Source organism: Bradyrhizobium sp. UFLA05-153 (genome assembly GCF_054185185.1).
In genome coordinates this window covers 1-16993 of record NZ_JBBIAM010000167.1, presented here as the reverse complement: position 1 = coordinate 16993, position 16993 = coordinate 1, and the positions used below count along the sequence as shown (strand labels likewise).

At 57.7% G+C, this 16993-nt stretch carries 9 protein-coding genes; 3 read left to right on the top strand and 6 right to left on the bottom strand.

Going from position 1 to position 16993, the window contains the following annotated elements:
• The coding region (locus tag Q2941_RS46625; RefSeq protein ID WP_458196812.1) for a hypothetical protein at nt 1-449 on the top strand (449 nt) is incomplete at its 5' end.
• A gap of 90 nt (nt 450-539) precedes the next feature.
• Here the strand turns inward: Q2941_RS46625 and Q2941_RS46620 are convergent.
• The 5 genes from Q2941_RS46620 to Q2941_RS46600 all read right to left on the bottom strand — a co-directional run bounded on the left by Q2941_RS46620 (nt 540) and on the right by Q2941_RS46600 (nt 11319).
• On the bottom strand, nt 540-1373 hold the full coding sequence (locus tag Q2941_RS46620) for a hypothetical protein (RefSeq protein ID WP_458196811.1): 834 nt from the start codon (nt 1371-1373) through the stop codon (nt 540-542).
• Between the two features lie 93 nt (nt 1374-1466).
• A complete protein-coding gene (locus Q2941_RS46615; protein ID WP_458196810.1) occupies nt 1467-3923 on the bottom strand; it encodes an ATP-binding protein in 2457 nt (818 codons plus the stop codon).
• The gene (locus tag Q2941_RS46610; RefSeq protein ID WP_458196809.1) at nt 3920-4117 is read right to left on the bottom strand and encodes a hypothetical protein; all 198 of its coding nucleotides are present in this window, start codon (nt 4115-4117) and stop codon (nt 3920-3922) included. Before Q2941_RS46610 ends, Q2941_RS46615 begins: the two co-directional genes overlap by 4 nt.
• A 470-nt stretch (nt 4118-4587) precedes the next feature.
• Nucleotides 4588-9288, bottom strand: a complete 4701-nt coding sequence (locus Q2941_RS46605) for a DUF3320 domain-containing protein (protein WP_458196808.1) — start codon at nt 9286-9288, stop codon at nt 4588-4590.
• A 621-nt stretch (nt 9289-9909) separates the two neighbouring features.
• The gene (locus Q2941_RS46600) at nt 9910-11319 is read right to left on the bottom strand and encodes a DUF2130 domain-containing protein (RefSeq protein WP_458196807.1); all 1410 of its coding nucleotides are present in this window, start codon (nt 11317-11319) and stop codon (nt 9910-9912) included.
• Between the two features lie 624 nt (nt 11320-11943).
• Here Q2941_RS46600 and Q2941_RS46595 point away from each other — a divergent pair.
• The gene (locus Q2941_RS46595; protein WP_458196806.1) at nt 11944-13215 is read left to right on the top strand and encodes an esterase/lipase family protein; all 1272 of its coding nucleotides are present in this window, start codon (nt 11944-11946) and stop codon (nt 13213-13215) included.
• A gap of 328 nt (nt 13216-13543) precedes the next feature.
• Here the strand turns inward: Q2941_RS46595 and Q2941_RS46590 are convergent, their stop codons facing one another.
• The gene (locus tag Q2941_RS46590; protein WP_458196804.1) at nt 13544-15343 is read right to left on the bottom strand and encodes a DUF3363 domain-containing protein; all 1800 of its coding nucleotides are present in this window, start codon (nt 15341-15343) and stop codon (nt 13544-13546) included.
• 715 nt (nt 15344-16058) lie between these two features.
• Here Q2941_RS46590 and tnpA point away from each other — a divergent pair.
• On the top strand, nt 16059-16946 hold the full coding sequence (tnpA, locus tag Q2941_RS46585) for an IS66 family insertion sequence element accessory protein TnpA (protein ID WP_458196803.1): 888 nt from the start codon (nt 16059-16061) through the stop codon (nt 16944-16946).
• Nucleotides 16947-16993 lie beyond the last annotated feature (47 nt).

Here is a 16993-nt window from a genome sequence, read left to right as displayed (position 1 = left end):
ATGGATACTCTGTCGCCACCTATCGCAACCACACCTTGCGTAAAACGGTGCTCAGAAACGTTCTTCACAAACGACTACAGACCACTGCCAACGGGTGTTGGCGGCTACTGATAAGCTTTGCGACCAAAGCTTATCAATCAAACAGCCTCCGCTGCGGCGCTCCCTTTCGACTTATGCGCTGCGCCATCGATCAAGTGCAAGCCGTCAGCAGGCCGCCGTGGGAAATGCTGCCCTGCCGCTTCGGGTGGCGGCCATCCGCCCATGTTCAATCAACAATCGGTCCACCGAATGCGCCGGTGCAGCCGCGCTTTCCAATTATGAGGGTCTGCATCGATGGAGCTGTAAAGATCGATTTGAAGTTGCTGCGCCTTGCAGTCGAGGACGATCCGGATGACATATTGGTCGATGCGATCCTCCACGAGCATGTCGATCTGCCGCTCGGCGCCTGACTTCCCGAGAATACGGACGTTGTGTGAGACGTTTGACCGTGACGTGGCGTCAGGTGTTACTGAATCTTCGCGACGAGCTTTTCGAGCTTCTCATAGTCCGCTTCGTCCTTCGGGAATTGAATTGCTTCGTCGGGCATCCTGTTCAAGCACCTGATGCAAGCCGGTGCCACCGTCATCGCTGGCCAGCCTATCGAGAGGCCCTTGCGTCAGCCATGGTGGCAGTGCCTCCCCAGCCGTCGGATCCACTGGCTTTCCGGCTTCGTCAGGCCAGCGATGAGTGACCCATTGGGTGATGCGACCGCGCTCGAGCAAAAGTATCTGGAGTTGACCGCCGACGGCGTAGGGAACACCTTGGAAATCGCCCGTACCTTCCGCGGCGCCGGCGGCGCGACATGCGCATACGATACGGACTGCCAGGTTCAGAAGATTAGTCTCGTTTTCTATGTCGATCCCAAATCGCTCCATGTCCTCGGCGCGATACGCGCTTGAGACCCAGCATCCTTCAGTAGGGACGAGCGCAAAAGCCGGTGTGACCGACTGCTCGCCGGCAATAACGACATCTTTCTCGCGAGTGCTGATCCGATACGTTTCGAACGTATTCCGCTGATCTGACCAGCCCGCCAGCATGACTGTGGCGTTGGGGCTAGGGCCTGGCTGCTGGCAGTACATCTCAATCATGTCGTCATGTACGTCACGGAAGTCCTCGACGAGGCCGGTCAGCAAATCATCGAAATCGATATACTTCGCGGCGATCTTGTCTCTCAGGGCCGTGGTAAAGCCAGCAGCGCCGACGTTTCCGATCGCGCAGTTGAGCTCCATCAAAGGGAGTACTTTGCAGGCCGTTGTGGACAGGACGGTGCCGCTCAGATCGTAACTGATGGTGTCGAAGGCGACGATGATTCCGTCATCGCCTTTGACGGTCACGATTACACTCTGAGACAACCTTTTCTCGAAATCCATTCCGCGCCACGCTATTAAGCAATTGAATTCATTATAATAACCTTCCATTCGGGAATTTTAGCGCTTACTCAGTGAACGATAGAATTTCTTGGTGCCACTACCGGGTGGATCTTCATACATGAAGCATTCGGCGTACTTGTCGATCGCCTGCATCACGCCGAGCAGTGACGCGCTAGAAAAGGCGCTGGTCGATCCGGTCGCGAAGTGAGCGACGAAATTCCCGGTGATGCTCGCCATGTGGGTCTGCAGACCGGCCTCTTGAGCGGCGTCAAGCACGAGGATGCCGGCCGCCTTGTGGAGCTTTACGGCGGCTTCGATTGCGGCTGACGCGTTCCCAACCTGTTTGTTGTTGTCATCGAGTGCGAAGTCGATCGGCACGGGTATCCTTACCTTCTGGATGATGTCCAGCAGCCGATGCTCGAGATACTGCCGCAGACGCGGAGCGGCATCGTCCACTTGACCTGCCTGCAGAAAGCGGAGCGTCGCGTCACGGACCCGGTTGACCGCGTCAGACTGCGGTAACACAGCCGTTCGGGCTGTTCCCTCCAATCGCTGATGTTTCCAGCTTTGGCCGTTGTTCCGGTTGAAGAGCTTCTCTAGCAGCGTATCATGGCTCAACAGGATGACTTGCGGGCCGTTGGCTTGTACGGGTCGTGCAAACTGCGTGCGAATGAGCTCCATCAGGTGGAATTGGTGGCCGGCGTCAAAGCTCGACGTGACGTCGTCAAGCACGATGAAGCGCGGTTCGCCGCCATAAAGCATCGCAGCCGCCAAGTAAACTGACACGGCAAAGGCGTTGCGGAAGCTTTCGGAAAGAAGTGCTTGCGCTGAGACGTTCCTCAAAGTGAAAAACTGCGACAGGCCGATGGAGAGAGCCTCCGCACCATCCGCTTTGGCCAGGGACGGTTTGACGGGCTCGTACATGATGGAGCCAAAGAACCTCTGGCATAGGGGCTCGACCGCCGCGAGGCGTCGTTTCGACAGGTCAGCTTCGGCAGCCGCGAAGGTATCACTTGCTTTGTCCAGGAACCCCTTGATGCGGTTGATCGCAGCGAGCTTGCTAGTGACCTTCGCGAGGCCAGCCTGTGCGTCGACCACGTCCTTCCAGGCCTTTTGGAGGCGGCGCGCCGCTTCAACCGCGCTCGTAACGGCGACCAAAGAGGCTGGCAATTCCTTTTCGAGGGCCTCTCGCTTTGCCTTCGTATCCTGCAACGCAACCGCAGCACGCTCCAGCAAAGTGTTGCGCCACGCCCAGAGGTCGCGCACCTCGCTTTCAGTCAGCGATAGCTCTGCTCTCTTGCCCAGCGCCGCGAACTGGTCGTCACCCTCAGCGTGCGCCTCCTCGAGTTTGCGGAGCTCGCCCCACCCCCTGCCCTTCCATTCGGTCTCAAGCTTTGCGGTACAATCCTCGAGCCCCTGGAATGCCGCCAAACGGGCTTCCAGCCCTGGAAGCAGGGGTCCTGCACTCTCCTGTTCGCACGCCGGACACTGATTCTTGTTAAGCCAGGAATCATCGCAGAGAACCGCTCGGCTCGCGGCGTATAGGGTCTTGAGAAGCTTGCCGGCGGTCCGCTCGAGAGCCTGGTCCCGTTGTGTCGCGAGGGAAAGCAGCTGCTTGAAGTCGTCATCGGATGGACCCGCCGAAATCCGGTTGGCGATCGTCGTCTCCTGCCGCTGCAGGCCTGCAAGGCGTGCCGGGGCGTCTCCACCTTCGGCTTTCTTGATCGCCTCGACGCAGTCGTCGATGACAATCTCGCCGAACAGCTTGCCGGTACAATGGGGGTTTAGAATCGCAATCTGGTGAAGAGCGTTGTGAGCCGTGAGCACGGCAGCCGCATGATCCTTCTGCTCATGCAACGACCTCTGGGTCAGCGCCTGGAAGGCGCTGACGGCCTCCGCTTGCTGCTTGGTGATCGTCGCCTTCAGCGAGGTGTCCTGCTGGTTGAGAGCTCTAACATCGAAATGGTTGTTGAAGGCCCTCGTGTTCGAGAGTGCCTGGAGCTGCTGGCGAAGCGTGGAGTAGGCGGCAAGTCCAAGCAGGCCGGCAAAGTCGCGACCTCGCTCGAGCGCCCTATCATCGATGAACGATTGCAGCGTCTTGTGATCGAGAAGTACAAAATCGCGGTTGAGCGACGCGAGCAACTTCTCGCCGTCAATCCCTTTCGGCGCAGAAACGTTCCGCGCGCCGGCCGCGTCGCGCGTGATCGAAATAGTAACGGGCTTGCCGGCGCCGTCGGGGCGCACGGTCAGCTTGATCGTCCCCCTGCTCTTCGAGTGGAAGCGGTTCAGGTAGTAGCCGTCGCCACTTTCCGAGGCCGGCAACTCGTCGAGTTTGGGGATGCGCTTGCGCAGCGCGTACGTTAGCGCGTCGAAGATCGAGCTTTTGCCGACGCCGTTCGGGGCGGAAACCGAGTTCACGGCGTCGTGGGTGAAATTCAGGACGAGCGGATCACCCTCGTTGTTGATGCCACGGAAGCCTTCGACTTCAAGACACTCAAGAAACCAGCCGCTCACGACGCCCCCTTTGGGGTCTTCGCCAGGGCCGCGAGAAGCTGATCCAGGATCTCGCCGGCGTCGGCGCCGGCGATCAAGTCCTCGAGCCGGGCGGCGAGGACCGGTCCCAAGGTACCCTCGAGCCCAGATAGCTCCTTCGCGTATGCTGCAAGATTGTCTGGCAACGGTGCTGCATCGTTGAACTTGAAAGCCATTGAATCCTCCCCCTGCTTTTATTCTCACTGACCGCCATGCAACTTTTAATAGAGCGAATGGATAATTGCCTTTCGTCTGGCTTCGGGTGGGCTGATCAAAGCCTTTTAGAGACAGGTGAGCAGGAGGATGATGTTCATGCCCGAAAGGCTGTTCACTGTTTTAACGGATAGGGCACCTTAGCGATGAGGGCCCTTTTCATCTTACACAGCCAGGTCAGCTAACACCGACCTGAATGTTTCAGACAAGACTGTCCTTCGCTGGAGTCCGCTGGAAGTGAAACGCGTTTGTTAGATTCCTTATCAGTCCGCAGACTGACCGCGATTGTCCAATGACCTTATGTGTTGACCAACTGCGTCTGCAGCCAAATCTTATCAGTTAGCGGGATAGTTCCATGGGTCGGTCTGCACAAATAGCAAGACCAATGGTCCCGCTTGCGACTAATTCCTCGCTCCATCAATTCGATGACCGCTCAAGTTAAACCTTCGGCTAAGCGTGCCTGCAAATCCGTCCCTACCCGTTTGAAACCGAGTAGCCGAGCGACTGTTCTGACAAGCTCCTCGTCTTCGCCCCCGGCATTATCCTCACGGGCTATCTTGAATGCTGCTTGTATCTCCAAAATAGAAATGCACGCAGACTTAAGAGTTGCACCGCTTTCCGCAGAGCGATCGCGAACCGGAGGATCATCGGACTGACCTCGAGTGTACCAGAATGTCCCATCGGTAAGCAGATCGGCACTTCCCGATCGGGCGGCTGACAAAGCCGATTCAGTCGCAGTCAATATCCGCGATCCCGCCTTCTCCTTACCGAAGCAGGAGGCCACGCGCCGAGCGATTTCCTCCACATGAATCGGCCCTTCGACATCCACTATTTTTCGAGCCAGATTCGCAAGCATGGAAACGGACGCCTCATGCGGCTCGTTCGAAGTGCTGACGCGAAAAACCGCTCGCTGATATGGAGGCATCTGCCGAACAACGACCTCGGGAATTGAAATCTGTGCAACTTCCATTTCGACAGGCTCGGCCGATCGCGCCTGATTTGCGCCTTCGACTCGCAGCCCTTTCTCAGAAACCTCCTGTGCATCCAAAAGCGCCTTGCGCAGTCGCTCTATTTCAAAGTGGCGATTATAGAACCAGTCGGTACTCCAAATTCGATGAAACCGCCAACCGAGGTGCTCGAGCACGTCCTGACGTAAACGGTCCCGTTCCCTGGCCCAAAGAGCGCTATGGTACGTCGCGCCATCACACTCGACGGCGAGGATGTAGCTACCCGGCTTATCAGAGTGACGAATACCCATATCGATTCGGAAACCAGCAGATCCCACCTGCGCGTCTGCGAGGAAGCCGTACCCCCGGACAACGTCAGCAACATCTTCTTCGAAAGGCGAATCTGCATTGAGGCCCGTCGGTGAGTCCACCTCCAGGCGACCATTCTTCGCAAAATCAAGAAAGCGCTTGAGGATTCGCGGGCCTTCTTTCGAGGTGCGATTCAAATCAATGTCGCCGGGATCGAAGGATGCAAACACCTCGCAGCGGATCCGAGCACGCGTGAACAGTACATTGAGTCGTCGTTCGCCGCCTTCGCCGTTAACCGGGCCGAACGACATGCTGTTCAACCTTCCGCCGGCGATAGCGGGGCCATAGCCAACACTAACGAGAATGACGTCCCGCTCGTCGCCCTGCACGTTCTCGATGTTCTTGACGAACAGATCTTCCGATTGCCCCTCGCGCAGAAATTGATCTAGCGTGGTGTCTTGGCGACGACGAAGCTCGAGTAGCTCCGTGATGAGGTTTCGCTGCGCAAACGAAAACGTGACCACTCCAAGGGAGTGTGATGGATTTTCTCTCGCGTGCTCCGCTATTCGATCAACAATGGACTCGCCTTCTTTGCGATTGTCCCGCTTTCCGCCCTTGTCGTAGACACCATCGACCCGGTTAAAGCACAGGCCGTAGGCCGGATCTTTCTGGAGGGGCGATGGCGGCAGAACGAGGTCACTGTCATAGAACTCTCGATTCGAAACCTCAATAAGCGATGGATCACGTGATCGATAATGCCATTTCAGCATTCTACCTGCGAGGCCGCGTGCCTCGCAAAGAGTGAGGATACTCTCCATACTACCAATAGTTGCCGCGCCCTCCAGCAGGTCTGGGCCGACGTATTCATCGTCGCCTTCCTTGTCATCCTCTTCGTCCGCCAAAACCCGATCGAAGAAGGAGGATGGCGGAAGCTGCTTCTTGTCGCCCACCACTACGATTTGCGTAGCACGCGCGATCGCCCCAAGCGCGTCCTCTGGGCGAACTTGCGAAGCCTCATCAATAACCAGAAGGTCAAACGAGACTGTGCCCGGCGGCAAGTATTGAGCGACAGATATTGGGCTCATCAACAAGACGGGTTTAATACGTTGTATTGCCGTGCCAGCCTTTTCGACCAATCGTCGCAGTGCCATATGGCCGCGCTTTTTCCCAATCTCACCACGAAGGACTTTCATCTCCCCCATGGCGCCTTGAGGTACCTGTGCGAGGTGACCGGCTAGGATCGTGGTTACGTTGTCCTTGAGCTGCTGACGCTCTAGCGCCGCGAAGGTGTCGACCAGATCTTGGCGCCTTTCCAGGCCGATCCCGTGGAGGTCGGGGTTTTGCTCAAGAGCGTTCTTCCAAAGGCGCTCGGCCCGGGCGTAACGTAGCTCGTTTGCTGCGGCAGCTCCATCGAGCTCCCCAGATCGCATGCGCTCCTCAAGCCTGGACAATCCTGCAGACACGAGCGTCTGGCGACACCGGGCTAGTTGAGTCCACGACGCATATCGATCAGTCGAAGCAGCCATAGCTCCAAAGCGCGCCGCGACAGCGTCGAGTTCGGTGTGCTCAAGACCTAGATCACCGAAACTGGCAAGATCAAGATCGAGCAGTTTCACAATGGCTTGCAATGCAGAGCGTGCCGTTTGCGCCGCCTCCCGCAATGCCCGTAACATCGCTGTTAGGGCATCAACCTGGGCGGCTAGCGCGATCGATTTGTCCGAACCCACGGAAATTGGGGCTTTGGAAAGTCTCTCACACCACTCGGCGATGGCGACCAATTTCCCAAAGTCGGATTTTTCTCCGCGCCAGGCATCGCCGAGAATACGACCGCAATATTCTCGATCGTCTTCCCATTCGGATCTCAGCGAAGTCACCGCGGTCAATTGATCGATCCGCGCAACTCTCTCGGTCGCGGTTTTGGGTAAGCCTCCACGCAACAAGCCAGCAAGTTCTCGTGATGCGCCACGGTAGCGGCCACCCCAGCGGGCAAAAAATGAACGAATACCCGCCGCCAGCGGAGCGCGTAGATGGTTAGAAGAAGCGCTGAAGGCGGCTTCAACAAATGCTTCTAACGCTTGATCAAGCGCATGCCGCCACGCCACCCCGGCTCGCAGGGCTTGGTGAAGGCGGGGAATGTCCGGTGCGTCGAGCACCTTCTGTGCAGTGTCGGCTGCGTTATGGGGCAATCCTTCGAGCCGCCCTAGTACATCGGCTAACGGAGCAACAACATCGAGGGCTGCGGTATTGGGCAACGCCAGCGCGTCGACGGGCGTACGCAGTGACGTTGCAAGCGAGGTCACGGCGACTTGAGCTGCAGTCAGCGAAACTTTCAGTCGAGCTAAGTCCACCGGCTGAAGGTGAAGGTTGGCCGTGCCCTCGAAGGGATGAGAGGTTGTTCGTCCCTCTTCCGCGAGGAGCGCGTCATATTCCTTAATCGTCGCTAGCAAATCAATCTCTTGCTGTCGCGACATTGAGTTCAGGCTTTCGACCTCCAGGTTTGGGGGCGAGATGCCTTTTCCTATGAACTGGGACTGCCGACCAAGCACGCTGTAGGCTGTCTCTCCCGTAGCGCCGATTGGGCGATGTAACGCTTCTGCAAGACAGTTCAGTCGATCGCGGCCTTCTTTCAAAGCCGTTGGCGCCCCCGGCACTCCGGGCACGACGCTAGCCTGCGACAGGGTGCGCGCTAGTTCGCCAAGGACTGCCTTCTTATTTGCACTTCTCGAATGCAGCTCAAGACATACGTCGCGTAGCCCGACCTTCACGAGCCGATCGTTCACCACAGAGAGCGCAGCCATCTTTTCGGCAAGAAATAGGACTCGCTTACCCTCCTTAGCTGCAGCCGCAATAATGTTCGTGATTGTCTGAGATTTGCCTGTTCCGGGCGGCCCTTGAACGACCAGGTTCCGTCCCGACCGCACCTCCTCGATCACCTTAGCTTGGGACGCATCCGCATCGACCACATGGAAAAGCTTTTCTGGCGGCAGGACATCGTCCAACTTATCATCTGAGGCAAATAGCGGCTCCTCGGGTTCAAAACCCTCGTAGAGTAGACCTCGAGTAAGCGCATGGGTTGCCAGTGCATCGTCGGGCCACGTCTCGATGGCCAGATCACGATACATCAGCAGCTTGCTGAAGCTGAAAAATCCCAATTGCATGGCATCGGGGTCGAGCTTCCAGCGCTCCCGCGAGCTGATAACCTGTTGCACTTCGGCAAAATAATCGGATGGCTTCCAGTCTTCTTCGATTTCAAGCTCGGGAAGCTCGATTCCGAAATCGTCTCTCAACCGCTGCTGGAGCGGCAGGTTTGTGAGAGCGTCTTCGTCTCGCACTCGCAGGTCGAATGTCGAAGTCCTCGCGTTGCGCACGAGTTCGACGGGAAGGAGAACGAGCGGTGCTTCACGGGGTAAGCTCGACGCCTTGTCCTCGTACCAGGTCAGGAAGCCCATCGCGAGGTACAGGACATTGACGCCGGATTCCTCCTCCGCAGTTTGGGCTTCCCGCGCTATCTTCAGCAACTTCTTCTGCAGCGCGTCGGGACCGAGCCGCGTTTCAAGCCATGAATCGGTGCGGCGATCTTCTTCGGACCCTTGCGCGATATCGTTAGCGAGGACGACTTCGCCGCTATCCTCGACCTTGTCCTTCCCGAGCGCGAAAAAGCGCATGGTCTTGCCACCAGAAAGCAAGGCATGAATATCATCGGAATGCTCGTTGACAATATTCAGTACGTTACCGCGCGTGTTAGCGCGATTGACATGAACAAGGCGATTGCGTGTCCCTGTCTCGACCAGCCTGCGCCGCGTATCATCAAACAGCCTTGTTACAGCCGATCGAGCTTCCTGATCCTCGCCTTTCGGCCGCGTACCGACACTCGTCAATCTAACCGCCCCCTGCGAGCCACTCTGGAAATTAGTCTGACGCGTTAGGGCTCATCTCCGCCGCGCCGCACATCTTGAGCTGGTCAGGATGACTACCGAATGCTGCGCTCGCCAAGCCCCTTCCCGACCCCAGCTCCTCTTCTGGTTGTGAAAGTTTACAGTGAGAAATGAGGCGCGTCATCTCCCATCCGCGGGTACTTAGACCAAAGGCGGTTGTGGATAGGCTTTCAAAGCTCCCATATCCGGAGTGCTACGGACGTTTGTGTTCGAGCGGTCCACAACCTTTGAAATTCGTGACATCGCTACGTCTGCCCCCAATGGATCTAGCGCGCGTGCAGAGCCATGGCGACGGCTTCTCGTACGAAACTCTTCTGAACCTTTCTTCCCGTATCCGCATTGGTTGTAGATCACGACGGCCGTCCAACAAATGTTAGGTGCTCAACGTGAACCCGCGCCAAATTTTCGCAATTTACGTCGAAGAAGCTCGTTGTGCACTATGACGCTGTGCTGACGTTGCACAAACAGCGCCGCCCGTATCTGGCAGGCATTGGACGTCAACAGGACAGCACGTTAGCACCGCATATCGGGTCTATTACCGTTCCCTTCGGTCCAATTAGCCACTTATTCCGCAGCTTCAACTGCTGAACCCTTAAGCTCCGCGAATTTCGTCGCCATCGTCGGATTTCCCCGCGTCAGCTTTTTGATCGTCACGTCCTGGGCCTTGTCGTTCGCGAGGCGCAGGTTGCGGTCCGCGCCAATTAGCGCGTCCTTCGTCTTCTGCAGATGGTCGATGGACTTGTCGATCTCATTAATCGCCGTCTGAAAGTTTCTGGAGGCAAGATCGTAGTTCTTGGCAAAGCCGTTCTTGAACGTCTCAAGCTGGCTTTCAAACTGTGTGATGTCGATATTTTGCGCCTTAACGAGCGCCAGCTCGGTCTTGTACTTCAAAGAGTTGGTGGCCGCGTTTCGAAGAAGAGTAATCATCGGCAGAAAGAACTGCGGCCGGATGACATACATCTTCGGATAGCGGTGAAAGACGTCAACGATACCCGCATTGTAAAGTTCGCTGTCGGGTTCGAGCAATGAGACCAGGACAGCATACTCACAGCCCTTTTCGGCGCGGTCGCGATCAAGCTCCTTGAGGAAGTCCTCGTTCTTGTTCTTCGTGCCGGTCCTGTCACTCTCGTTCTTCATCTCAAACATGATTGAGATAATGTCGGTGCCGGCCTCGTCCGTGTCGCGGAAGATATAATCGCCCTTGCTGCCGGTCCGCGCGTCGTTGTCTTTCTCGAAATACGCCCGCGGAAAGGCCATCGAGCGCACCCGGTTGAACTCCGTCTCGCAGTGCTGTTCGAGGGTCTCGCCTACCATCTTGGTTGAGAGCCGGGCCTTCATATCCTTCAGGCGATCGATCGTGTCATCGCGATCCTTGATCTGCGTTTCGTACTTGTCCTTGAGCGACTGTTCAGAGAGCTGCCTTTCAAGCTGCACCTGCTTGATGCCGTTTTTCAGCTCATCGCGCTCTTTCTCAACCGTGCCGACGGCCTCGGTCACGGCAAGCTTTTTCTCAAGCTCAACAGCCAGGAGTTTGGCGTTCAGCTCTTGGATTTCCTTTTCCTTAGCCGAAGAAATTTTGAGCCGCTCGCTGGCCAGAAGTGCCTCAGCAAGTTCTGAGGCAGCTTTTTTTTCGCGTTCGGCTTGCGCGAGCGCATTCGCGAGCGTGTCACGCTCTTTTTCAATCGCACTGAGTGCGTCGGTGACCGCAAGCTTCTGAGACACCTCACTCGCCTCAAGCTTGGACTTCAGCTCCTGGATCTGCGCATCCTTGGCGGCCGCGGTCTTCTGCATATCGCCGCTAACAGTTGCCTTGGCCAGTTCCACAGCGCTCCGCTTGTCGCGTTCGGCCAATTCCAGCCGCTCGTGGAGTTGTTCTGCAAAATCTGCGTCACGGACTTGCTTAAGAATCTCGGCATAGCCGGATTCGTCGATCTTGAAAGCCTTGTCGCAATGGGGACAGATGATCTCGTGCATGGTTCCTGACAGAAGGCTGGTCCGGTTGCTGTTGAAGCTTCGAGTAGACGTAGACCGACCTCGTCGGTCGGCTTTCGCCGGACTTCCCGCTCACAAGAACAAAATTAGAACAAGTCGACTTTGCCGGTCAAGCTGCACGCAACGTTTCTAGGCCATTTCAACCCAAAATCCCCAGGTTTTCCAATGTAGTGAAGAGGGAGGGCAGGTAACCCACGAGCGAAATCTGCCGAAATGGAAGGCTCCAACCTAGGTAATTTCGCGGCCACGCTGCGCGCTAAAGTTGTCTGAGCTCACGGGCCGTGAACGGCAGCTTCGATCGATCAGCGATCTCGAACTTGCAGCTACGCCCCTGCCCTTCGGCGCACTTTGTCGATCTTTAGCTGCTCGTCGAACAGAATGCTTCTTCCGTTTAGGCGGGACATCAAATGACGGGAAAGCCCTCAGAGGTGCTTGACGGATCTACTCGCCCGACGCGTACTGTCGGAAAGTCGGCTCATATGGCTTGATCCTCTCCAGATCGAAAAGAAACCAAACGGTGGCGCTGGTTTAGATGGAATTTTAGTTTGCCCGCGTCTTGAAGCACATTCGCGAAATCGTTCCCTGGGGCGCGCTGGAGCAAAACTGATGAGTGGTACGGTATCTGGCCAAACTGAAGTTCACCTCATCGGATCGAGCAAACCTGGTGCGGTGATAGATGTCGTTTTTGTACACGGAATTGGCGGGCGACCATTCAAAACCTGGTCTAGCGATCCTGACGACCAAGGGGCTTTTTGGCCACGATGGCTGGATGCAGAGGATGCTGGCGCACAGGTTTGGTGCGCCGAATATCCCGCCGAAGTATCACTTTGGGTTGGCCGAAGCTTAGGCCTTCTCCACGGCGCCATCTCCCTCTTAGACAGATTGACTCAGAAGCTAGGTGAGCGCCCCATAATCTTTGTGTGTCACAGCATGGGTGGCTTGATTGTTAAGCAAATCCTTCGAGCTGCGAGCGATTTAACCGCGACCGACGAATTTAGACAGTTCGGGAGCCGGGTCGTTGGCATTGTTTTTTTGGGAACGCCACACACAGGCTCTGATTTGGCGAACACCGCGGTAAACATAGGCGGGCTACTCGGGATTGTCCGCGTCACGGAAGCCTTGGAGGATTTGCAAAAGCAGAATTCGTATCTGAGTGACCTCAATGATTGGTTCAGAGCGGCGGCAAACGCTCGAAAATTGGGTGTTCGCGTCTATGCAGAAGGTGCTCCCATCAAGGGAATGATGGTTGTTGACTTCGCGTCTGCGAACCCAGGGCTGTTAGGGGTAGTTCCGGTACAAGTAGCGTTAAACCACTTCGAGTTATCCAAGCCGATAAGTAGCAAAAGCCAGGTAGCCGAAGGCGTTGCCAAGTTTGTCCGTTCCTTGGTGCCAGATAAGCCCAACGGCACCGTCATTGAACCACCACCACCCGCCGTCAAGGGCGATCCCATGGCGCTTCGATTCGCAACGGCCTTTGAAACGGTCTGCGCGGCTCTTCATGATCTGGCAGTCGAATTCAACTTTTCTGGCTCAGCACTTCATCACACACGTATTATTCGGGCTAGCGAAAGCATCATGGTCATCAACGTGCTTGAGGAGAATGAGGTTCGTTGGTGCTTTTCCATTTTTGTGAAGCCCCCAAGCGCGGACCAGATTGTGTATTGTGTCTCCCGAGATGCGCGAAATAATCACGATAGGTGGGATGAATCCGCCCAGTTGAACGATGATGGAAAGACATTCCATATAAACAAGGTGGGCACCAAGCTGCGGGAAGAGGGTCCACGTTATGGAAGCCTCAGTCCGGCAATGCTTGCCGAGTACTTTTGGAAAAACATGAGCCTTTCATTCGGGACGCCCTTTCATCGGTCACTAGCGTGATATTAATCCGCACGGTCAAAGCGCTGGCGTTGACTCAAGTGCAACATTTGACCGCGGGCAAGGGAAGAAAAACTGCGGTTGCTGAACGGGGGTCGATAACGACCGGTCGGCGCATCTTTAGCCTTAACTTTCTTTCTCATTTGTCTTTCAGCGCCGCCTCGTTCGGTTGCTTCGTGCGGGTAGAAGATCGTGATTAGGGACAGCCGCAAACGGTCCTCGGAGGTCTTCAAATCACGAACTGATAAGCAAACTCTCATTTCCTTATCAGTCGGCCAACTGACGCCTTTTACAGCCAGCCGGCGAACTGACCCCGATTTCGTATGCTCGGTCAGAGGCTCAGGCCTCGTCTCCTTCCCAACGTCCATTCGATGCCGCCGTCGTCACGCTGGAGCCCGGTGATGTATTGGCCGATGCGTTTCTCGAGGATCGGCTGCCAAGGCACCAACTGGAAGCCGAGTCCGTTCTCGATCATTGCGAAGCGTCCGCTGACGAGGCCGGCAACGCCGGCGAGGCGCCCACTCACATACTCGCTGGCATTTGCTGGCATGTAGGTCAGGCCGCGCTCTCTCGCCATTTGGTTGCCGACGCGTTCGACTTCCTGCCGCTCCAGGGTCACCACTGTGCTGACGGGGACGTAGATGTTACCATCCTTTGCGGTCGCATGGCCCATTTCCACCAGCCGCTGAGCGCGACGACTGAGGGCGTTATTGACCTCCCGGCCGAAGCCGCTATCGCCAATTGCCATGCGCTCGCGAGCTATCAGCCCCCGGTCAAGCCAAGTTGCGCCATGGCTGCCGATCTGCTGCTCGAGATTGAGGGCGGAGAGGGTTCGAACCCTGAGCCCATCGCCGCCCTGACTGAGGTCGTAAGCTTGTCCGCGTTCAACGATGTCCTTGGGGACCTTCCAATGGTCGGCATCGATCCGTTCGACATGGCCACCCCGGCGCAGTGCCTCCAGGCGGCGGGCATGGAAGCGCACATAAGCCTCGGGATCCTTGCCCTGGCGTTCGAAGCTGTCACGGATGCGCTCCAGGTGCCGGCTCGGCCGGTAAACGCCGTCGTCGTCGACCGCATTGGCGGCGATGTTGCGGTCAGCCGGTCTTGGACCCGAGACAACGGGAGCGGCTTCGACGATCATGTCCCGCCCCACCTCTTCGATCCCGCTCGGGTCCTTCAACTCGATGTGATGGACCCGGCCATCGATGCCGTCGACAACCAGGTGAACCCGTTCGCTCATCTCGTCCCCGGCAAGGCCCTTGGCCAGAACCCGGCCCACGATCTTCTCGCCTGAGCCGTCGCCATGAAGGGCGAATTGGCCGACCCCGCGCTCCTCGGCGAGGCCGTTGTAGGCGAGCGCGCGGTGGATGGACTTGATGACCTCGCTGCGGTCGCCAAGCTGCTCCAGTTTTTGCTCGGCGCGGTCGGAGATAACCCACCGTCCCGGCTCAGGCTCGGTGGCAAGACCGTAGCGTTCCAGATGCTTGACCCGGCCGATCATCAGGTTGCGGTTTTCGCGCACGAGCCAGGTCGCTCCTTCCCCTGGCCGCAGGTCGATCACGCCCTGCTCCCGCTGCTCGTTCAAGAGCATCTTGTCGAGCCGCGTCAGGCGCTCGGCCTCGACCTCGTTTTGCAACTTGGCCTGGAGCTCGATTTCGCTCTGGTGACCCAGTTCCCGGGTGACCAGCTCGCTCGCCCGGTGGCGGACGCCATGGGCGATATAGTCTCCGGCGATATTGAGGATACGGCCGTCATCGAGGACGCCGCGGACGATGATGTGGGTGTGGGGATGGCCAGTATTGTGATGATCGACCGCGATCCAGTCGAGACGCGTGGCGAGATCCAATTCCATCTGGCGCATGAGGTCCCGGGTGAAGCCGCGGAGGTCAGCCATTTCGGCGGAATCCTCTGGCGCCACGATGAAACGAAACTGATGGCGATCGTCCCGGCCGCGTTCCACAAAGGTCTTACCGTCGGCCTCGTTCTCGAAAGCGGAATAGGCCTTGCCCCGTTCGCCATCACGCGTGACGCCGTCCCGCTCGAGGTAACGGAGATGGGCGTCCACGGCCCTGCTCATCGTCCCGCGCATCTTCGGAGCTCGGGCGCCCCGCCCTTGCGGATTGAGCCGCACGACCCTTGCCTTGACCACCACACGACGCACGCGGAAGCGGCCCGCGGAATCTTTTTGCCAGCCCCCCTCCTTACTCGACCGAGGAAAGGAGGCCACGACCTTCGCACCTCGGCCACGCGCGTTGAACCGGCCCGACCTTCCTCCTTCACGGCTGCCGCCCGATCGCGCTCCCGAGCCTATCCGCCGAGGATCGCCACCCGCCTTGCGGACTGCGATCTGGACCTGCTTGAGGAAGGGTTGCGTCCGCGGATTGACCCGCGCTCCGCCACTGCGCGATCGACCAGGTCTGACGCGGAAATTTTCGCTTTCATCTCTCGCCATGGCGAGACGATTGACATCGAAACGTGCACACACAAGAGCTACCGAGCGTCGATCGTGTTAAATCGCATCGGTGCAAAGTGTGGCGAACACACAGCGGGTAACTCTCATCGGCGCACATTGCGAGCCATCGCTTGGAAGCTTGAAATCCATCAGGAAAGCTCGAACGGAGCCACCGGCACACCTTGCGCGGCACCGTCGACACCTATCGCAAGGTGCAAAAAACCATTGTGCAGACAAACACTTCCGACCGCGGTCGGAAGGTGAAAGCTCGCGAACGCAAGTTCGCTTTATCTCGCCTCACTCCCTTGCCTCGTAAGCGTCCGAATCCTGCACGACTTTTCGATGGTGTGTTCTCGTTCCATTTCGGGTTCTCTGCTGCACTGGAGAATCTCCGGTGGGTCCAAAACATTTCCAGAACAAAGCCAGGCGCGAATGGTGGTCGATTCACATCGAAGCCTGGCGGCGCAGCGGCACTTCGCGCAAGGCGTATTGCCGTCAGCATCGACTGGACGAGGGCACGTTCACGCGCTGGCTCAAGGTTCTTGCTGGCGAGGAAGCTGCACGCAAGCTCACGGAATATCAGACGGAATTGCGCCGCGAGAAGCGCCGTGAAGAGCGAGGGAAAGGGCTGCGAAAGCGCCGCCGGCAAGCGTTCGGCATCAGCACGGACGTGCGCAATCGCGCCATGCAAGCGTTCTGGGCGATGCATGTAGAGGCGATGAATTGGAGCGGCATGGGTGTCCGCGAATACGCCGCGGCGCTGTCGCTTTCGCCGTACGCGCTGCGCACATGGCGTGACCGATTGGACGACGGCGAGGTCGAAATCGACTGGCGTGCGCATCTTCACCCCTCCGCCCGCCCCGTCGCTAGCACTAGTGCTAAGGAATCGACCTCCGAAAGCAGCTTGACAGAAGCCTCGAACGACGCTCCGACCACGCCCGCGACGCCGGCCCGGCGCTTCTTCAGCGACGACCAGAAGTTTGCGATCGTGATGGAAACCGAGCAGCCGGGTGCCACGGTCTCCGGTGTTGCCCGCAAGCACGGCATCGTCACGGGATTGCTGTTCCGCTGGCGGGTGGAGTTCGGCGTAGCGCAGAAGAAGCGCGCAAAGCTTGCATCCGTCGCACTGGCCGACAACACGACGGCCGCTCTCGTTCTACGACCGCCGGAAGGAATGATGGCTGTTGATCTGCCCGATGGACGGCATGTCTTTGCTCCCGTCGGCAGCGATCCCGATGTTGTGCGGGCGCGCGTTGAGAGCGGAGAGATCACGCCATGCTGATTGTTCCTGCTGGCGTGAAAGTGCACCTGGCGCTTGGCTACACGGAC